Source organism: Vibrio atypicus (assembly GCF_009811315.1).
In the GTDB taxonomy this organism is placed as follows: Bacteria; Pseudomonadota; Gammaproteobacteria; order Enterobacterales; family Vibrionaceae; genus Vibrio; species Vibrio atypicus.
In genome coordinates this window covers 301,718-322,434 of the sequence record NZ_BLID01000002.1, presented here as the reverse complement: position 1 = coordinate 322,434, position 20,717 = coordinate 301,718, and the positions used below count along the sequence as shown (strand labels likewise).

At 44.1% G+C, this 20,717-nt stretch carries 16 protein-coding genes; 5 read left to right on the top strand and 11 right to left on the bottom strand.

Going from position 1 to position 20,717, the window contains the following annotated elements; genetic code table 11:
* Window positions 1-493: 493 nt before the first annotated feature.
* Both nhaB and dsbB read left to right on the top strand, forming a co-directional pair.
* Window positions 494-2,083, top strand: coding sequence for a Na(+)/H(+) antiporter NhaB (gene nhaB / locus GVO60_RS06035; protein ID WP_159651885.1), 1,590 nt, complete (start codon window positions 494-496; stop codon window positions 2,081-2,083).
* 95 nt (window positions 2,084-2,178) lie between these two features.
* Window positions 2,179-2,697 (top strand): disulfide bond formation protein DsbB, encoded by a 519-nt coding sequence (dsbB, locus tag GVO60_RS06030; RefSeq protein ID WP_159651883.1) that lies wholly within the window; start codon window positions 2,179-2,181, stop codon window positions 2,695-2,697.
* A gap of 73 nt (window positions 2,698-2,770) precedes the next feature.
* On the opposite strand, the gene GVO60_RS06025 is transcribed toward dsbB, so the two are convergent.
* Window positions 2,771-5,746: a DNA translocase FtsK 4TM domain-containing protein gene (locus GVO60_RS06025; RefSeq protein ID WP_159651881.1), complete on the bottom strand. Its 2,976-nt coding sequence runs from the start codon at window positions 5,744-5,746 to the stop codon at window positions 2,771-2,773.
* A gap of 164 nt (window positions 5,747-5,910) precedes the next feature.
* Window positions 5,911-6,405: a leucine-responsive transcriptional regulator Lrp gene (gene lrp / locus GVO60_RS06020; protein ID WP_004414493.1), complete on the bottom strand. Its 495-nt coding sequence runs from the start codon at window positions 6,403-6,405 to the stop codon at window positions 5,911-5,913.
* Between the two features lie 174 nt (window positions 6,406-6,579).
* Between lrp and ald the strand changes: the two genes are divergently transcribed.
* Window positions 6,580-7,704, top strand: coding sequence for an alanine dehydrogenase (ald, locus tag GVO60_RS06015; RefSeq protein ID WP_126573351.1), 1,125 nt, complete (start codon window positions 6,580-6,582; stop codon window positions 7,702-7,704).
* A gap of 66 nt (window positions 7,705-7,770) precedes the next feature.
* On the opposite strand, the gene sodC is transcribed toward ald, so the two are convergent.
* The 4 genes from sodC to yfbV form a co-directional block, all read right to left on the bottom strand.
* Complete coding sequence (gene sodC, locus GVO60_RS06010; RefSeq protein ID WP_159651879.1) at window positions 7,771-8,283, bottom strand: superoxide dismutase family protein; 513 nt, start codon at window positions 8,281-8,283, stop codon at window positions 7,771-7,773.
* 39 nt (window positions 8,284-8,322) lie between these two features.
* Window positions 8,323-8,796 carry an ankyrin repeat domain-containing protein gene (locus GVO60_RS06005; protein ID WP_159651877.1) on the bottom strand — a complete coding sequence of 158 codons (474 nt, stop codon included), beginning with the start codon at window positions 8,794-8,796 and terminating at the stop codon, window positions 8,323-8,325.
* Between the two features lie 102 nt (window positions 8,797-8,898).
* The gene (katE1, locus tag GVO60_RS06000; RefSeq protein WP_159651875.1) at window positions 8,899-10,410 is read right to left on the bottom strand and encodes a catalase KatE1; all 1,512 of its coding nucleotides are present in this window, start codon (window positions 10,408-10,410) and stop codon (window positions 8,899-8,901) included.
* A gap of 275 nt (window positions 10,411-10,685) precedes the next feature.
* Window positions 10,686-11,138: a terminus macrodomain insulation protein YfbV gene (gene yfbV, locus GVO60_RS05995; RefSeq protein ID WP_159651873.1), complete on the bottom strand. Its 453-nt coding sequence runs from the start codon at window positions 11,136-11,138 to the stop codon at window positions 10,686-10,688.
* Between the two features lie 361 nt (window positions 11,139-11,499).
* Here yfbV and GVO60_RS05990 point away from each other — a divergent pair, with 361 nt between their 5' ends.
* Together GVO60_RS05990 and pta are read left to right on the top strand one after the other, a co-directional pair.
* The gene (locus GVO60_RS05990; protein ID WP_053438216.1) at window positions 11,500-12,696 is read left to right on the top strand and encodes an acetate kinase; all 1,197 of its coding nucleotides are present in this window, start codon (window positions 11,500-11,502) and stop codon (window positions 12,694-12,696) included.
* Window positions 12,697-12,815: 119 nt separating this feature from the next.
* The gene (gene pta, locus GVO60_RS05985) at window positions 12,816-14,981 is read left to right on the top strand and encodes a phosphate acetyltransferase (RefSeq protein ID WP_159651871.1); all 2,166 of its coding nucleotides are present in this window, start codon (window positions 12,816-12,818) and stop codon (window positions 14,979-14,981) included.
* A 60-nt stretch (window positions 14,982-15,041) separates the two neighbouring features.
* On the opposite strand, the gene GVO60_RS05980 is transcribed toward pta, so the two are convergent.
* From GVO60_RS05980 to GVO60_RS05960, 5 genes are all read right to left on the bottom strand, one after another.
* Complete coding sequence (locus tag GVO60_RS05980; protein WP_159651869.1) at window positions 15,042-16,316, bottom strand: MgtC/SapB family protein; 1,275 nt, start codon at window positions 16,314-16,316, stop codon at window positions 15,042-15,044.
* Between the two features lie 123 nt (window positions 16,317-16,439).
* The gene (locus GVO60_RS05975; RefSeq protein ID WP_225874899.1) at window positions 16,440-17,549 is read right to left on the bottom strand and encodes a phosphatase PAP2 family protein; all 1,110 of its coding nucleotides are present in this window, start codon (window positions 17,547-17,549) and stop codon (window positions 16,440-16,442) included.
* A gap of 81 nt (window positions 17,550-17,630) precedes the next feature.
* Window positions 17,631-18,572, bottom strand: a complete 942-nt coding sequence (locus GVO60_RS05970; RefSeq protein ID WP_159651867.1) for a glutathione S-transferase family protein — start codon at window positions 18,570-18,572, stop codon at window positions 17,631-17,633.
* Window positions 18,573-18,752: 180 nt separating this feature from the next.
* A complete protein-coding gene (oppF, locus tag GVO60_RS05965) occupies window positions 18,753-19,745 on the bottom strand; it encodes a murein tripeptide/oligopeptide ABC transporter ATP binding protein OppF (RefSeq protein ID WP_162596535.1) in 993 nt (330 codons plus the stop codon).
* On the bottom strand, window positions 19,742-20,713 hold the full coding sequence (locus GVO60_RS05960; protein WP_162596534.1) for an ABC transporter ATP-binding protein: 972 nt from the start codon (window positions 20,711-20,713) through the stop codon (window positions 19,742-19,744). Before GVO60_RS05960 ends, oppF begins: the two co-directional genes overlap by 4 nt.
* Window positions 20,714-20,717 lie beyond the last annotated feature (4 nt).

The following is a 20,717-nucleotide window of genomic DNA, read 5'->3' as shown; positions in this document are numbered from 1 at the left end:
CATTGCGGAGCGCCCGTCACTATTGAACTTAGAATCAAAAACTTAGTTTTTAAATATGCACAAATAAAGCTTCATTTTCATTCAATATAATCACATATTCTTTCTTATTCACGTATTTGAGCGCTCCACTGCCACTAAGGATTGTTTTTAACAACTCTTATGGTATGTTTACGCCACTTTGATCGCGTTTTTAAAGAAAAGTCTACCGATACATTTATCAACTTAGAGTTAAACGTTGACTAAATTAAATCGAAGAGTAGAGTGGCGACCGAAGTAAGGAGTGCTTGTCTTTCTCAGGGAGTGACTTGGCAAGATCACATCGTAAAATGATTGATGTTGTTTTTCTAAGTCACTGTTGGATCGGGATTGTTTCCCCAAATATCAATAAAAGCCATCCTAAGCGAGGAATTTGGCTCAAATTGGATTTGCTCCGATTTATGGATACAAGCACGCGCAGTGTCTATTCATAACAACATTTAAGAGTATTACGATCATGCCGATGTCACTCGGAAATGCGTTTATTAAGAACTTTCTTGGTAAAGCCCCAGATTGGTACAAAGTTGCCATCATATCTTTTCTAATTATTAACCCTATTGTTTTCTTCTTTGTAGACCCATTTGTGGCCGGTTGGTTATTGGTTGCGGAGTTTATCTTTACTCTTGCCATGGCACTCAAGTGCTACCCTCTTCAGCCAGGCGGTCTACTCGCGATTCAAGCCATTGCCATCGGAATGACCAGTGCTGAACAAGTAAAACATGAACTTGTGGCTAATATTGAAGTTCTGCTACTTTTGGTTTTCATGGTCGCAGGCATCTATTTTATGAAGCAGCTGCTGCTGTTTATCTTTACTAAGATACTGCTGGGCATTCAATCGAAGTCAATGCTATCGGTAGCTTTCTGTTTCGCTGCAGCATTCCTTTCCGCTTTCCTTGATGCTCTGACTGTTATCGCTGTTGTTATCAGTGTCGCTGTAGGCTTCTATGCGATTTACCACAAGGTTGCATCCGGTCAAGGCACAAGCTCTAGCCACGACCATACTCAAGATGACCACCTTTCTGAATTAACTCGCGACGACTTAGAAAACTACCGCGCTTTCCTTCGTTCATTACTAATGCACGCAGGTGTGGGTACGGCGCTGGGTGGCGTAATGACTATGGTAGGTGAGCCACAAAACTTGATCATCGCTGACCAAGCTGGTTGGAACTTCGGTGAATTTATCATTCGAATGCTGCCTGTAACTGCACCTGTATTTGTCTGTGGCCTGATTACGTGTGTGTTAGTCGAAAAGCTAAAAATTTGTGGCTACGGCGCTCGCTTGCCTGATAACGTTCGTCAGATCCTTGTCGATTTCGACCGCGAAGAACGTAAAACACGTACCAACCAAGATGTAGCCAAGCTTTGGATTCAAGGTGCGATTGCAGTTTGGCTTATCGTTGGCCTAGCACTTCACCTAGCAGCCGTCGGTTTGATTGGTCTTTCAGTGATCATCCTTGCAACAGCGTTTACGGGCGTTATTGAAGAACACTCAATGGGTAAAGCGTTTGAAGAAGCTCTGCCTTTCACCGCTCTTCTTGCGGTATTCTTCGCGATTGTTGCGGTTATCATTGACCAAGAGCTATTTAAGCCAGTGATTGACGCAGTACTTCACGTCGAAGATAAAGGCACCCAATTGGCACTGTTCTATGTGGCAAACGGCTTGCTCTCTATGGTTTCTGACAACGTATTCGTAGGTACGGTTTACATCAACGAAGTTAAAACAGCATTAGTTGAAGGCGTTATCACTCGCGATCAGTTCGATCTACTGGCTGTTGCTATCAATACAGGTACGAACTTACCTTCAGTTGCTACACCTAATGGACAAGCTGCATTCTTATTCCTACTAACGTCTGCACTCGCTCCACTTATCCGCTTGTCTTACGGTCGCATGGTTGTCATGGCGCTGCCATACACCATCGTTCTTGCTCTTGTCGGCCTTGCGGGTATCGTGTTCTTCGTTGAACCGATGACAGCTTGGTTCTATGATGCGGGTTGGATTGTTCGCCACACAGGTGAAGCGGTTCAAGCCATCTCTGGTGGACATTAATTGTATTTATTAAAAAGTTTTTGTTGATACTGAAACTTTTCCAAGATAAAAAGCTCTGATTAGTCAGAGCTTTTTTATTATTTCAGGACATCTCTGTGAACATTCTTTCTGCAATTAAAACATTTTCTCAAGGTCGCCTGTCTTGGCTGCTCCTTCTACTGTTTGTCATTTTCTTTGAAGCATGTGCCCTCTTTTTCCAACACGTTATGATGCTTTCACCGTGTGTGATGTGTATCTATGAGCGTGTTGCAATGCTAGGAGTCGGTTGTGCTGCCCTATTAGGTTTAATTGCTCCAAACAATCCAATCATTCGTTGGCTTGGTCTTGCAGCATGGGGAGCAAGCGCATACAAAGGTTTAGCTCTATCTCTGCAGCACGTTGACTACCAATTCAACCCATCGCCATTTGCAACCTGTGATCTATTCGTGACATTCCCTGATTGGGCGCCATTGAATCAATGGGTTCCGTGGATGTTTGAAGCATACGGCGATTGCAGCAAAGTGGTATGGCAGTTCTTGACGCTTTCCATGCCGCAATGGCTAGTGGTTATTTTTGCGGGCAACTTGATAGCACTTGCTGTAATTGTGCTGGCACAATTTGCCAAGAACAAATAATCAGATAACTAGTAAACTACGAAGGGTTGATGTGAATGCATCAACCCTTTTTTGATACTTCTATTGGTAAGTTCTAGTTCATCTCGCGACCAGGGGCTGGTGCGAGGACCTCACGGTTACCATTATGACCAGGTGCACTCACAATGCCATGAGCTTCAAGCTGTTCAACAATTCTAGCAGCGCGATTATAGCCTATCTTGAAGCGGCGCTGCACACCAGAGACAGAACCACGACGAGACTGAACAACGTGTTCGACAACTTGGTCAAACAGTGGGTCCATATCCTCTTCACCTTCTGGCTTCTCACCTGGGAGTAATCCTTCTGGGCCTTGATCGCCGTTAGTGATCTCTTCAATGTAGTTCGGCTTGCCACGCGCTTTCCAGTTATTAACGACGGCATGAACATCATCATCAGAGGCAAACGCACCATGAACACGTACTGTGTGACTCGAACCCGGTGGTAAGTAAAGCATATCACCCATACCAAGTAACGATTCTGCACCACCTTGGTCTAGGATAGTGCGCGAGTCGGTCTTCGTTGAAACGGTGAACGCAACACGAGTTGGAATGTTCGCTTTGATAAGGCCAGTAATTACATCAACCGATGGACGCTGAGTAGCAAGAATTAAGTGAACACCCGCAGCACGCGCTTTCTGCGCCAAGCGTGCGATAAGCTCTTCTACTTTCTTACCCACTACCATCATCAAATCAGCGAATTCATCGACAATGACGACAATATACGGCAGTTTTTCGAGTAACGGCGCTTGTTCATCCATACTGTCACCAGGTTGCCATAGTGGATCATGGATTGGGTGACCGGCTTCTGCTGCCATCTTAAGCTTATCGTTGAAGCCTTTAATATTACGCACACCTAGCGCAGACATGAGCTTGTATCGACGTTCCATTTCACCCACACACCAACGTAGCGCATTTGATGCATCTTTCATGTCTGTAACGACTTCCGACAGTAGGTGTGGAATACCTTCATACACCGAAAGCTCAAGCATTTTCGGGTCGATCATGATAAAGCGAACTTCTTCCGGTGTAGCCTTGTACAGCATACTCAGAATCATTACGTTGACACCAACTGACTTACCTGAGCCCGTTGTACCCGCCACAAGCACGTGAGGCATTTTTGATAAATCAGCCACAACCGCTTCACCCGCAATATCTTGGCCTAGTACAACCGTGGTTGGTGACTTAGCTTCAATAAACTGCTGACTGCCAACAACATCAGAGAAGAATACCGTCTGGCGACTCATGTTAGGAAGCTCAAGTCCAACATAAGGTTTACCTGGGATTACCTCAACCACACGTACCGCCATTGCCGATAGTGAACGAGCCAAGTCCATAGAGAGCCCGGAAATACGGCTGACTTTAACACCAGGTGCAAGGTCGAGCTCAAAACGAGTAATCACGGGACCTGGGAAAATATCAACAACCGTCGCTTGAATTTTATAGTCCGCTAATTTGGACTCAACCAGTCTAGCAATTTCTTCTAGCGCATCACGATCGATAAAATTTTCACGTTTTTCTGGATGATACAGAAGCTCTAACGTCGGCATAGGCTCTGTCGGCTTAGGCAGATTCGTTTCTTGTTGAACCAAGAATGGATTTTGCTGCGCAACGGCTTTAGCTTGAGCATCAGCTACGATATTTTGGAAGGCTGCCACATCGGCATCATCATGAGTGACTTCTTCAAACTCATTTCCCAATGGCGCCTCTAAAGTGTGCAACAATTCTGATGGTGAAGTCGCTATTTCTTCATCTGCGACATCAAAACTTGAAATAACTGGCTCTTGGTAAACAGGTTCCGGCTCAACGTGATGGCTAATTTGCTCTAACTCAATAGGATCAATCACTGGCTGAGTGATTTCTCGATCTTCAACCACCTGTTCAACAACATTCCACGGTAAACTCTGATCATCCGTGCGACTTGCACTCTCTTCCTCATGCAGAGCTATCGGCTGCTCTTCAACCATCTGCTCAGCAGAGGTTTCAGGTTGAATCATTTGCGGGGCGAAATCATCATCCATTTGAGCCGCGGCTTCTAACTCTTCAATCGTAGAGCCCAATTGACGCGTTCGCTCTACCTGAGGCTGCTGATTGCTCTGCTGGACGTTTGGTTTAGGTTCACGGTAAATAGGCGCTTCGAGCTCTGGCTTCGGTTCTATCACCGGTGAAGCGTACATTGGCTGAGGCGTAGGTTCCTCAGCAGGCTCGACATTCGGCTCTGAGAAGACTGGCTCTTGGCGAGTTTCAGGCATGTGAATATTAAAGCGGCGCTGCTCTGTAGCTTCACTTGCAGATTCGACAAGCAGATCATCGGCTTCAACGAAAGGCTCGCGTTTAACTTCCTCAGTTTGGGGGATAGTGAGCTGAGGCTCTAAAACTTCTTCTCTTTCACCTCGAAGACGATTAACCAATCGAGTCACACCTGAAATGGCAGACTCACCTAACCAATCAACGATAGTCAACCAAGAGATCCCTGTTAATAGTGTTAAGCCCGCGCCCCAAAGAAAAAGCAACACCAGCGTTGTTCCAAGCACGTTGAGAGTTGGCAATGCTAAACTCGAAAGCACATCTCCAATCACACCGCCCGACGAGAAATACCAAATGTCATCAAAGTTGATATCAGCCAAACCACAACTGGTTAATATAAGGATGGTTAAGCCCAATAAACGCGTTCCCCACAACATTAAGTCGATAGGATCATCTTCATCGCGTTTACGCAGCATTACCCATGCTGTCACTGTAACGATAAAGGGTATTGAGTAAGCAAGAGAACCAAAAGTAAAAAAGAGTGTGTCAGCTAACCAAGCGCCAACAAGACCACCAGCATTGTTCACCCCACCACCCCAAGCTGTTTGAGACCATGAAGGATCGGCTGGACTAAATGTCATAAGTGCGACAGACAACAAAATGGATAGCAGTACAATCACAATAAGACTGCACTCTTTAAGACGTTGTGGACCTGTCAAGCGAGAAGGTTGAGGCTCTTCCCCTGTTTTGATTACAGTTTCAACTTTATTTTTGTTCTCTTTGAACATAACCAACTTTTCTATAGAAATTCTGACCAGATCAGTTCTGACCAGTAAGGAAAAAAATAGTCCGAGCAGCTATGCCACTCGGACTATCGATTTAACCATATCAGGGCTTAAAACCCAATTACCTAAAGTCAGAATATCGAAAGGTATTTCACTAACTGTATCAATTAGCGAGTTTTGATAACCAACTGGTTTGTCTGCTTAACTTCTTCCATAACAACATACGTACGTGTGTCGTTAACACCAGGAAGACGCAACAACGTATCACCTAGAAGTTTACGATAAGCACTCATGTCTGATACACGGGTTTTCAACAAGTAGTCAAAATCACCCGATACCAAATGACATTCTTGAATATCATCTAACTTCTGTACCGCAGTATTGAACTGCTCAAACACGTCTGGAGCACCACGATTTAACGTAATTTCAACAAATACCAATAAAGACGCATCCAAGTATTGCGGGTTCAGCAACGCTGTATAACCCGTAATATACCCTTGACGCTCTAAGCGACGTACACGCTCCAAACACGGCGTAGGAGAAAGGCCCACGCGCTTTGAAAGCTCTACATTCGAAATACGACCGTCTTTCTGCAACTCATTAAGAATGTTGCGGTCAATGCGGTCTAGATCCTTGGACGGCTTTTTATTGTTGTCTGCCATTTTTTATTCCACCTTATTACTTCCTTGCAAAAAAATATACTACAACTTTTTAATATTCAGTATCAAATTTTATTCAATCGTATCTATACTAGATATTAATTCGACAGAATTACCCTACACACAGTTGATACAACTACTATAGATAACACAACCAAAATAAAATGAGGAGTCAGGATGATCATTGGCGTACCTAAGGAAATCAAAAACCACGAATACCGTGTTGGCATGATCCCAGCGAGCGTTCGCGAGCTAGTGTCTCAAGGTCACCAAGTTTTTGTTGAAACCAATGCCGGTTCGGGCATCGGTTTTTCAGACGATGATTACATCGCTGTAGGCGCATCCATTCTTCCTACCGCTGCTGACGTTTTCGCGAAAGCAGAAATGATTGTAAAGGTTAAAGAACCTCAAGCTGTCGAGCGCGCAATGCTTCGAGAAGGGCAAATTTTATTTACTTATTTGCACCTAGCACCAGATTTTCCACAAACTGATGAGCTAATCAAGAGCAAAGCTGTCTGTATAGCATATGAGACTGTAACAGATAATATGGGTCGCTTGCCACTACTTGCGCCAATGTCTGAGGTCGCAGGCCGCATGTCTATTCAAGCAGGTGCACAAACTTTAGAGAAATCTCACGGTGGTCGCGGCCTTCTATTAGGTGGTGTACCGGGCGTTGAGCCAGCAAAAGTTGTTGTTGTTGGTGGCGGTGTTGTGGGTGCTAACGCAGCTCGCATGGCTGTTGGCTTACGTGCTGATGTGACTATCCTTGATCGCAATGTTGATACTCTTCGCCGTCTAGACGAAGAATTCCAAGGCCGTGCAAAAGTGGTTTATTCTACTGAAGACGCGATTGAGAAGCATGTTCTAGAAGCTGACCTAGTGATTGGTGCTGTACTTATCCCTGGTGCTGCAGCTCCTAAACTAGTCACAAAAGAGCACATCGCTAAGATGAAGCCAGGCGCAGCAGTGGTTGACGTTGCAATCGACCAAGGTGGCTGTTTTGAAACATCACACGCGACAACACACGCTGACCCAACTTACATCGTTGATGATGTCGTTCACTACTGTGTTGCAAACATGCCTGGTGCAGTTGCTCGCACATCAACATTCGCACTAAACAATGCAACGCTTCCTTACATTGTGAAGCTAGCGAATAAAGGTTACCGCGAAGCCCTACTTGCAGATGATGGCTTCCTTGAAGGTCTAAATGTTATCCACGGTAAAGTGACATGCAAAGAAGTTGCAGAGAGCTTTGACCTAGAATACGTTGCACCAGCTGATGCTATCGCGATGTTCAACTAATCGGTTATAACTTATTCGTTAATAGTTGAATAAAAAGGCTCTAAAGATATCTTTAGAGCCTTTTTTCTATTTAATGACACCACACACGATTCTTGCACCACCGCCGCCTAGCTTAGCCGGATGATCCGAATGATTATCTCCTCCAGCGTGAACCATTAGTGCACGGCCTTTGACATCAGAGAGTTTTACACGTGGAGCCAAGACAGGTTGATTAGCTGTTCCATTCTCTTCAACATAAAGAGCTGGTAAATCACCTAAATGGTTATCATCACTCCAAGGATGACCATGCTTACCCGTTTGTTTCGGATCATAGTGACCACCAGCAGCCCCTCCTAGTACCGCTTTACCGTTTTTTTCAATAGCGTCACAAGACCCATTAGCGTGAAGGTGAAAACCATGAACGCCCATTGGTAATCCTTGCAGCGTTGGGGCAAATACGGTGCCATATTCACTTGAAGTGATGACCACCTCACCTGCTTTTTCTCCCGAGCCAAGGTCAATCATTTCAACCTTTAACGTTTCAGCGAAGACGCTTGCTGTGCTTAAAGCTATAGAAATAAATAGCAGTGTTTTTTTCATTAGATTGAACTCCTTTTAGGTTGTTTACCATTTCCAAAATTATCGATTTTTGAGTGAGTTAAGCACTGAAGATTGACCGTACAACTCTGCAAACTGCTCCAAACTTAACCCTGCTTTGTTTGTGATTTCCGGTGAGCATTCGGCTTGATAGAGCATCTTTGCAATGGAAATTTCACGTTTGAGCAATGCTCCCATAATCGCAGTATTGCCGCGCTTATCTTGCAGACACGGGTCAGCACCAGAATCCAAGAGCAAACGAACGGCTTTTTTTTCACCTTGATAAGTCGCGACCATTAGTGGTGTATAACTTTGCAAGTTGCGCTGATTGACGGGAAACCCAGCATCAATGAACTGCTCTACGATTTCAGTATTGCCGATCCTTACCGCATCAAAGAACAAACTGACTAAAACTTGATATTCTCGATCGTTTTCAGAAACATCAGTTGCAGAAAGTCCCTGATATGAGAAGCAGAGCGAAAGTAGCAACATGGCTGTTTTTATAATGAGTTTCATCTTTTCCCCTCACTATATATCAATAAAATGGCCCGCAGAGGTCCTGATTTTCCGGGCAGAAAAGAGCAAGATTAAATCCTCTGCGAGCCTAATCATCACGCCTTACATGGACGCTTTATTCTTTACTTTTGCTAGGTCTAGGTTGGTCGCCTTGGCTAATCTCTCACCGTAATTCTTATCTGCTTTATAGAAGTAACTTACCATGGTGATTTTCACGTCTTTGTCGGACACTTTGTTCAAGTCTCCAGCGAGGTTTGCAATCAGATCGCCTTTATCTTGCTCAGAAAGAGAACGGTAGAGTACTCCGGCTTGATAGAAGTCACGTGGATTGCTTATCGCTTTTTGTTGAACAGTGCCGACCAACTTAGTTTCAACCGCCTTGTATTGGTCATCTTGAGACAATTCAAGTTGACGACTTGGTTCATAGTTCACGTCTTGGCTTGTTTGAGCATTATTGCTAGCACCCTCTTGATTGTGATTCGCTATCGCAATCTGCGGGCGGTTAATCGGCAACTGGAACAGATTTGCACCTACGCGATATAGCTGAGTGTCGGCATAGGCAAATACGCGACCTTGCAACAAGCGATCTTCTGACGGTTCGATACCAGGGATAAGGTTTGACGGAGCAAATGCTGACTGCTCAGTTTCCAAAAAGAAGTTATCTGGAACACGATTTAACGTCATCGTACCCACTTTCTTTTCTGCCACGTCTAACCAAACCTTAGTAGCGTCTAAACCGTTGTAGTCAAGCTTGCTCAATGCTTTCGGTGACAACACTTTCACGTAAAGATCCCACTTGGGATAGTTACCTTTACCAATTTCGCTATAAAGATCATTAGTTAAATGATTGAAATCTTTACCTTGCATTTGAGTAACTTGGTTCGGACGTAGGCTTTCAATACCCTGCTGGCTCTTCCATTGAAACTTCACGTAGTTCACATCACCTTGCGGATTAATCCACTTATAGGCATGAACACCAAAACCATCCATTTTTCGATAGCTCGCGGGAGTCCCTAGGTTGGTATACACCCACGTCAGCATATTCGTCGCACTTGGCTCATGACTAAAAAAATCGAAAAAACGGTTAGGATCTTGGACATTCGTGACCGGTGATGGTTTTAGAGAGTGAACCATATCGGGAAACTTAATGGCGTCGCGAATAAAGAACACAGGTAGGTTATTACCAACCAAGTCCCAATTGCCTTGTTCAGTATAGAATTTGGTCGCAAAACCTCGCGGGTCACGAAGTGTTTCTGGAGAACCTTTTGAGTGAATAACAGTCGAGAAACGAACAAAAACAGGCGTTACTTTGCCTTTTTCTGCAAAAGGAGTGGAAACTGTTAAATCACTAAAATCACCAGATGCGACAAATTCACCATGAGCTCCCGTGCCACGAGCATGCACTACTCGCTCAGGAATACGTTCTCTGGCAAAACGCTGAAGTTTCTGGATCAAGTGAACATCTTGGAGTAGCACACTCCCATTTTCACCTGCAGTGATTGAGTTCTGATTGTCACCTACTGGCGCACCATTATCTTTAGTGAGTGTCTGTGCCTGTAGAGATGTGCTGACTACGCCAACTGTAATTAATAATAAGCTTTTTGACATTTGCATGGTTGCTCTCCAATGCGTCTATACCACCTAGCCACTTACATGTGCGATGGTTTTATCAAAAGCTCTTTTCTGCCCACCAAGAATATACGCTTAGCAGCCAATTTTGTTTAATGGGTATTAACGATAGATTTAATAGGGATAATCTATTAATTCATTTGCTACTCATTGATTAGACGAGATTTCTCAAGAAGAGAAGCGATAAGGAGTGGCCTAAAACTAGAAACAAAAATGCCAACCTTTCTCGGTTGGCACTTAATTCAACTCTTCTTTATTACTTAAAACCAGCGTTCAAGTGCAGATTTGTCAAGTTGATGGAACGCTCGATTCAGGATTTTAGCCAACTCTTTATAACGAGGGCGAGATTTCATTGGCTCTAACGCAAAACCACTTTCAACAATTTTTTGGTGTATTTCTCGGTACCAACCAGCCAGAGTAGGCGGAAGCTGAGTGTTGGCACGATTACCTAACCACCACATGCCTTGAATTGGCATACTGATAGCAAACAAAGCGATAATGACAGCTTGCGGCATCGATTGATAATTATTAAAGGCCATTTGAGTCAATACACTGATCGCAGCAATCGCAGGCATGACTTTTACACCAAAACGCGTCGCTTTGATAATACGCTGCTCTGGAAACAGTAAATTGAGCTCTTTACGCATTGGCCACACGTCCATGTACTTTTGTCCATCACGTAGGCTATGAACTAAACCCGCTTTATTATTCATACGACTCTCTCACTTCATTACCAGGGCCAAAAACTAAAATTTAGTTGAAGGATTCAACTATTAGCGCAAAAAATTGATGAAAGTTAATATTCTTTCAAATTTTTTTTGTTATCATTGGTCATTATCGTTATCCTTTGCGGACCCACAATCTCATTGTTGCTGTTATTTACAATTTAAGCAACTCTTGAGACCTTTCTGCAGCGGATGCAAGGGTGGTGATTTGGATCACCACTGTCTTTATATACGGAATTCGAAGTTTTTTTGACCAAGATTAGTACGCAGCTTCTTCTGCTTCGTCTATTCTTGAGATTAATTTTCACCCTTACTGATTTCGATCAGAAAAATTAACAGGTAGTCATTAATGTCTAAGCTAGTTTTAGTTTTAAACTGCGGTAGTTCTTCTCTTAAATTCGCTGTAGTTGATGCAGAAACAGGTGCAGAGCACCTAACTGGTCTTGCTGAGTGTCTAGGTCTTCCAGAAGCTCGTATGAAGTGGAAACTTGACGGCAAGCACGAAGCACAACTAGGCGCGGGCGCAGCTCACGTAGAAGCACTATCTTTCATGGTAGAAACTATTCTTGCTTCTAAGCCTGAGCTTAAAGCTAACCTTGGCGCTATCGGTCACCGTATCGTTCACGGTGGCGAGCAGTTCACTCAATCTGCACTAATTACAGATGAAGTACTTAAGGGTATTCAAGACGCTGCGACTTTCGCACCTCTACACAACCCAGCTCACCTAATCGGTATCGAAGCGGCTAAAGTAAACTTCCCAGGTCTACAGAACGTTGCTGTATTTGACACTGCGTTCCACCAAACAATGCCTTCTGAGTCTTACCTATACGCTCTACCGTACAACCTGTACAAAGAGCACGGCATCCGTCGTTACGGCATGCACGGTACTTCTCACCTATTCATCACTCGTGAAGTTGCTAACCTACTAGACAAGCCAGTTGAAGAAGTAAACATCATCAACTGTCACCTAGGTAACGGTGCTTCTGTATGTGCAATCAAGAACGGTCAATCTGTAGATACTTCTATGGGTCTTACTCCTCTTGAAGGTCTTGTAATGGGTACTCGTTGTGGTGACCTAGATCCTGCAATCATTTTCCACCTACATGACGCTCTAGGCTACTCTGTTGAAGAAATCAACAACATGCTAACTAAAGAGTCTGGTCTTGCTGGTCTAACTGAAGTAACTTCTGACTGTCGTTTCGTTGAAGACAACTACGGTGAGAAAGAAGAAGCAACTCGTGCAATGGACGTGTTCTGTCACCGTCTAGCTAAGTACGTAGCAGGTTACACAGCGACTCTTGAAGGTCGTCTAGACGCAATCACTTTCACTGGCGGTATCGGCGAGAACTCTGGTCCTATCCGTGAAATGGTTCTTAACCGTCTAGGTATCTTCGGTATCGAAGTTGATGGTGAAGCTAACCTTAAAGCACGTTTCGGCGGCGAAGGTACAATCACTACAGCAAACAGCCGTATCCCAGCAATGGTTATCTCTACTAACGAAGAGCTAGTTATCGCTGAAGACACTGCACGTCTAGCAGGTCTTTAATTGACTTAACCGGCTGACTCAATGTCAGCCGGTTTTCTTAATAAGGGGCTTAACTCCTATTCCAACTGTTAAGGAATACGCAGTTAAGCTTTTATCCAATAGCTATAGGTACTCTACGAATGTCTCGTACTATTATGCTTATCCCTGCAAGTGCTGGTGTTGGTCTTACTAGCGTAAGCATGGGTGTTCTTCGCGCAATGGAGCGCAAAGGCGTTAAAGTTTCTTTCTACAAGCCAATCTGTCAGCCTCGCTCTGGCGGTGATCAACCTGATCTAACTTCAACTATCGTTGGTACTAACAGCGATGTGAAGATCGGCCAACCTCTTGCGATGTCTGTTGCTGAAAGCCTTATCGGTAACGACAACATGGATGAGCTGCTAGAAACAGTGGTTGAGCGTTACAACCAAATCAACAAAGATGCAGACGTAACGCTAATCGAAGGTCTTGTGCCAACTCGTAAGCACCCATTCGCAAACCAAGTGAACGCTGAAATTGCAGCAACACTAGGTGCGGAAATCGTTCTTGTTGCGACACCGGGTACAGACAACCCAGCGCAACTTAAAGAGCGTATTGAAGTTGCATGTTCTAACTTCGGTGGTACTAAGAATAAAAATATCTCTGGCGTAATCATCAACAAGCTAAATGCACCTGTTGACGAAGCTGGCCGTACTCGCCCTGACCTATCTGAAATCTTTGACGATGCAGATAGCGCGAAGCAAAACGAAATGAAAGTGATGGAAATCTTCAACACTTCTCCAATTCGTGTATTAGGTTGTGTGCCATGGAGCATCGACCTAATCGCTACACGTGCAATCGACATGGCTGAGCACCTAAGCGCTGATATCATCAACGCCGGCGACATCGCGACTCGTCGCATTAAGAGCATCACATTCTGTGCTCGTTCTCTGCCAAACATGATTGAGCACTTCAAACCAGGCTCTCTACTTGTAACTTCAGCTGACCGTCCAGATGTTATCGTTGCTGCGGCACTAGCTGCAATGAACGGTGTAGAAATCGGTGCAGTACTTCTAACTGGCGGTTACGACATTCCAGAAGAAATCGCAGGTCTATGTAAGCCAGCATTTGATTCAGGTCTACCGATCTTTAAAGCACAAGGTAACACTTGGCAGACGTCTCTAAACCTACAGAGCTTCTCTATCGAAGTTCCTGCAGACGATAAAGAGCGTATCGAGTTCATCAACGAACACGTTGCTGGCAACATCGATGGTAACTGGATCGAGTCTATGACTGAGGGTACTCAGAAGTCTCGTCGCCTAAGCCCACCAGCATTCCGTTACCAGCTAACTGAGTTCGCTCGTAAAGCAGGCAAGCGTATCGTTCTTCCTGAAGGTGACGAACCTCGTACAGTTAAAGCTGCAGCTATCTGTGCTGAGCGTGGTATCGCTGAATGTGTGCTTCTAGGTAACCCTGAAGAGATCAAACGTGTCGCTGCGCAGCAAGGTGTTGAGCTAGGTGCTGGCGTAACTATCATCAACTCTGATGAAGTGCGTGAAAACTACGTTGCTCGCCTAGTTGAACTACGTGGCGCGAAAGGTATGACTGAAGTTGTTGCTCGTGAGAAGCTACAAGATTCAGTATTCCTAGGCACAATGATGCTTGAGAACGACGAAGTTGACGGCCTAGTTTCTGGTGCTGTTCACACAACGGCGAACACTATCGTTCCTCCGTTCCAGATCATCAAGACTGCACCTGATGCGTCTATCGTATCTTCTGTATTCTTCATGCTACTACCTGACCAAGTATTGGTTTACGGTGACTGTGCGATCAACCCTGATCCAACAGCTGAACAGCTAGCTGAAATCGCTATCCAATCTGCAGATTCTGCTGCTGCATTCGGTATCGAGCCACGCGTTGCTATGATCTCATACTCTACTGGTGAATCTGGTAAGGGTGCAGACGTAGATAAAGTACGTGAAGCAACGAAACTTGCTCAAGAGAAACGTCCTGATCTAGTAATCGACGGCCCTCTACAGTACGACGCGGCTATCATGGAAAACGTTGCTGCTTCTAAAGCACCAAACTCTCCAGTAGCAGGTAAAGCGACTGTATTCGTATTCCCAGATCTAAACACTGGTAACACGACTTACAAAGCAGTACAACGTTCAGCTGACCTAGTATCTATCGGTCCAATGCTTCAAGGTATGCGTAAGCCTGTAAACGACCTGTCTCGCGGCGCTCTAGTCGACGACATCGTATACACAGTTGCTCTAACAGCTATCCAAGCAGACCAAGCAGCACAAGCTGAAGAGAAAACAGTTAACTAATCGCTTCACTTGAGTTAAATGATGAAACCCTCGCTAATGCGAGGGTTTTTTATATCCAATTTAGGAGATGACTAGGAACAACCCTGCACCAACAAAAACACAACCGATCATCACAGGGGCAACTCTACGCCATAGAGCTCTATCTCCTATCGCCACTACCATAGACATTTTGACTAATGTATTCACTGACGCAGCAATAATAATCCCTAGCGCTGCAGTGTTAGCACTCAATAGCTGTGTACTTTGTCTTCCCAAGGCCAGGGAAATAGCATCCACATCAGTTATCCCCGACAGCGCAGATAAAATCAAGATGCCCGCACTTCCAAACCAATCTGACAATGCATGAGACAACAACATAATAACGGCTAATACCACACCAAAAAACAGTGCTGATTGCAGCGCTAAAGGATTGCTTTGCTTATTGGGTTTGTCGATTTTCTCACCTTCACTCTGTCGCCAAATCCACCACGCTGGGAGATAAAGCGCGACCATCATAGCGAGAACAATCGGCCACAGCAGCGCGACCAAGTGAGGATTAACGACAGATAGAATGATCAGCAATCGCGGAAACATGGTTCCACAACTCAGTAGAATACCGCTAGCCAACAGAGAGCTCATCATTGGTTGCTCACGTGATAAATGTGAGAACTGCAATGTCAGCGCCGTTGAAGAACTCAGCCCTGCAAACACGGAGGTAAATAAAATCCCTCGTTTTGCTCCACCAATCTTAATAGCAAAATAGCCTACAAAAGAAATACTTGCGATCAGTACGACCATCCACCAAATCTCATAAGGATTTAGTGCTTTCCAAGGGCCATATGTTTGATTTGGAAGCAAAGGCAACAAAACGATAGAGATAAGTAACAGACGAAGCGCTGCATCTAACTCATATTCCTGGAGCTTAGTTAATGCTTGATGCAACTCTTTTTTATTGTCTAAAACGACCGCCGTAATAACCGCAGCAGACGCCGCAAGCACCACCTCTCCTGACACCGCTAAACAACCTAAAATGAACGTGACCAGTAAGCTAACCACACCCGTAATACTGACGTCTTGACTCTTCTTTTGTTGAACAACGAACGCAATGCAAGCTAGTACGACTAAAGCAATCAATGCAAAACCAATCAAAACTGGAGTATAGATTTTTGCGAGAATGGCTATCAAAGCTCCAAAGAGAGCCACTAAAGAGTAAGTTCGAATACCCGCAACACGACTCCCCTCTTCACTATTGCGCATGACCCAACCACGCTGAGTACCTACAATAGCGCCAAGCAATAAGGCAATAAATAGATTCCAAGCAAGATGCTCACCATTAAATAACCCATTGATATCCATCCCCACTCTCCAAAAAGATTGGCTGTCTCATCAGTAAGTTTATGTGAGTTACAAGATTAATCTGTGACTAGGCGAAAATACCTATAAAAAACGCCACATTAAGTGGCGTTAGTTCTTCAACGATTACGTTGCATAGCTTCGAGTATTAATACATTTTCCAACTAGATACCATATTGCCACTGTCAATGGCAAGCTTACCAAACCATCAACTGCATAGTGCCACCCGAGACTAAACGAACCTACAAAAATAATACCTGAAAAGCTCCATAGTAGGGCACCTAACCAACGATTTATCTTCCACCCACCAAGCGCCATTAAAACAGCCATAGATACATGCATACTTGGCATCGCTGATATACCGCTCCCTAACATATCTTTGCCTGATTTGTATGAGTTCCAAAGCTCATCTTGAGTATTAAGAGCCCAAAGGCCAAACCAATCATTTTTGACTAACCAAGTATGGTGAGTTTGAAGTAACGACATTAATTCCGAGTATACATCATTGCTCGGGTCAAGACGTTGAACAAACGCAGGGCCTACAGATGAGAACAACGTCGCTAAAACAATACCTAGTAAAAACCAACATAACACCCAACTAATTAGGTATTGCTTCCTAAAAGGGTTTTTGTAGGAACATAAATAATAGCTAAGGGTAATCCAAAGCAAAATAAACCACACATTATAGAAAATATTCAATATCAATATTGAGAGGGGGGACTGCAGTATCGAATGAGTCCATCTCCAAGGTTCTACTCCAAAAAAAAGCAATACATCTAATCTATGGAACAGATCATCAAACTGAAAAGGAACAATAATAGGAATCATACCTTTCATCGTTGAAAAGCTAGAAATAAATGCGCTCAATACACTAAGTAAAGCAAAACCTGCAATAAAATAGGCTCTCGCTTGCCATATCGCCTTTATCTTAAGCCAAAAACACAATAAAGGTCGCTTTTCAAAGCGTACAATGAGAAACACTAAATAGCTCAAAGAACTTAATGCTAAAGAACATAGTATTGCTATAGGCAGAATGCTTGCATAGGAGAAAAAATCAATTTCATTTTTATAGCCACTAAACGAAGTAAAGGCAGAGATCAACGATACCAAAGCGATAATTAAAGCGTAAACACTTCTATCACGAACCATTAGAGCCCAAACACTAGAAACCTCTCTCGCTAATTGATATCTAACCAAATAGGCATTCTTCTCAGCGACTAGGAGCGCGTCTTTCATATTCAAATTACGTTGAGAAATCAAATGTTGATTATACGCATTGAAAACATATTACCTCAATAGAAGATCACTGAGCTCTCACTATGAATCACGACCATGCGGAGAATCTAAGTCCAATTCCGGTCCTTTGGGCACAACTTGAGTTGGATTAATCCCAATATGGCTAAAGTAATAATGGCGCTTAATATGATAGAAGTCTGTTGTTTCCTTTATGCCAGGAACTTGGTACAACTCCTTCATATAGCCGTTTAAATTAGGATAATCCGCAATTCGTTTTTTGTTGCACTTGAAGTGCCCCACATAAACGGCATCAAACCGAACTAGGGTTGTAAACAAACGCCAATCGGCTTCTGTTATCTTGGATCCAGCCAAATACCGGCTTCTCGATAGATGCGAATCTAATTTATCCAACGAATCAAACAGATTATTGTAGGCTTCTTCATAAGCGGATTGAGTCGTTGCAAAGCCGCAACGATACACGCCATTATTAACATTCGGATAAACAAAAGCATTCCATTCATCAATACTGTCACGCTCCGACTGTGGATAGTAATCGATGTTATTGCCCGTCAGCTCATTAAACTCTGAGTTAAACATACGGATGATCTCTGACGATTCATTACTAACGATGGTACTGTGTTTTTTGTCCCATAAAACTGGAACGGTTACACGCCCTGTATAATCAGGCTTGGCTTGAGTATAGATCTGATGCATTCGAGTATGACCAAATAATGGCTCTGGTAAACCCATCTGCCAACCTTCGCTCATCATATCTGGGCAAACCACTGTCACATCAATATGCCCTTCTAATCCTTTGAGTTTTCGGAAAATCAATGTTCTATGCGCCCAAGGGCAAGCCAAAGAAACATACAAATGATAGCGTCCTGATTCGGGCTGAAATTTAGCGCCAGGTTCGTTTCTTATCCAGTCGCGAAACCCTGCGTCTTCACGTACAAACTTTCCACCGTTTGACTTAGTTTCGTACCAGACATCTTGCCAAACGCCTTCAACCAGCTTACCCATACCCTATGCCTCTTTGATCCAATGGTGATGCTACAAGTATAAAAAAAGCCAACTCTCTAAAAACTAGACGAAGTTGGCTTAGTTGTTCAAATTTTTTGAGGTATTAGCCTAATGACCAAAACAAAAAAAGCGCGACTCCCGAAAGATGCCGCGCTTGAGCCCGTCACAGGCTGAATTTAATTAGACACTCACGTGTAAACAAGATACCGCGTGAACATCATTGCCTTGAATAGAAGGCTTAGTTTGCGCACAAGCGTCTGTTGCTTGAGGGCAACGAGTACGAAATACACAACCAGATGGAGGGCTAATTGGCGACGGTAAATCACCTTCTAGCATCTCAATCTTTTTCGCTCGTTCAAGCTTAGGATCTGGGATTGGAACCGCAGACATCAGCGCGCGAGTATATGGGTGTTTAGGATCAGAGAACAGAGCTTCAGCTTCGCCAAGCTCCACTGCGTTACCTAAGTACATTACCAATACACGGTCAGAAATATGTTTTACCACTGACAGATCGTGCGCGATGAATACAAGCGAAAGACCTAGCTCTTTTTGTAGTTCTTTCAGCAGGTTAACTACCTGAGCTTGAATAGACACGTCAAGAGCTGATACAGGTTCATCACAAATGATCATTTTAGGCTTCAAGATAAGCGCACGCGCGATACCGATACGCTGACACTGACCGCCAGAAAACTCGTGTGGGTAACGGTTGATAACGTTTGGTAGTAGGCCTACTTTTGCCATCATCTCTTTAACACGATCTTTCACATCTTCTTTAGAGATTTCTGGGTAGAATGTCTCTAATGGTTCCGCGATGATGTCGCCCACTGTCATACGTGGGTTTAGTGAGGCCAGAGGATCCTGAAATATCATCTGGATCTCTTTGCGCGTTTCACGGCGCTGAACTTCTTTCATCTTCGTTAGGTCTTGGCCCAACCACATCACATCGCCATCTGTTGCCTCGACAAGACCGATGATTGCACGAGCAAACGTCGATTTACCACAACCAGACTCACCTACTACGCCAAGTGTTTCACCTTCGTAAAGGCGAACATCAACACCATCAACCGCTTTCAGGTTAGAAGGCTTCGACCAAGGCCAAGCAGATTTAGCTGCAATGCTGAAATGAACTTTTAGATCTTTAACATCTAGAATTAGGCTTTTATCTACACTCATTTTGTCCAACCCTCCCACTCAGAGAAACATGCACGCTGACGACCTTCACCAAATGGCGTTAGGATAGGTGCTTCTTTTTTACAATGATCCATCACACGGTGACAACGCTCTTGATAAGGGCAGCCAGGTGGTAGGCGAAGTAAGTTTGGCGGGTTACCTGGAATGGTCGGTAAGATTTCGCCTTCAGTATCCAAACGAGGAATCGCTTTTAATAGGCCTTCCGCGTATGGGTGAGTTGGGTGATAGAAGATTTCGTCCACAGTACCGTATTCCATGGTACGGCCTGCGTACATAACAAGCACTTTGTCACATGAACCAGCAACAACACCGAGGTCGTGCGTGATCATGATAATTGCCGTGTTGAACTCATCTTTCAATTCGTTAAGAAGATCCATGATCTGCGCTTGAACTGTTACATCCAATGCTGTCGTTGGCTCATCGGCAATCAACAGTTTAGGACGACATAGCAGAGCCATTGCAATCATTACACGCTGACGCATACCGCCTGAGAATTCGTGCGGGTACATGGTAATACGCTTACGAGCTTCAGGAATTTTCACCGCTTCTAGCATGCGTACAGATTCTTCAAATGCTTCTGCTTTGCCCATGCCTTTGTGCAGCATCAACACTTCCATCAACTGATCACTAACCTTCATATAAGGGTTAAGTGACGTCATTGGGTCTTGGAAGATCATTGCGATCTGTTCAGCACGCACTTTGTTTAGTGCGCTTTCTGGAAGGTTGAGAATCTCATTACCTTCAAACTTTGCACTACCTGAGATAATACCGTTTTTCGCCAGTAAACCCATGATAGCAAATACTGTTTGAGACTTACCTGAACCTGATTCACCTACGATACCTAATGTTTCGCCTTGGTTCAGAGAGAAGTTCAAATCGTTTACTGCGGTTACGATACCATCTTGCGTGGTAAATTCGACGCGCAGATCTTTGACATCTAATAAACTCATCATT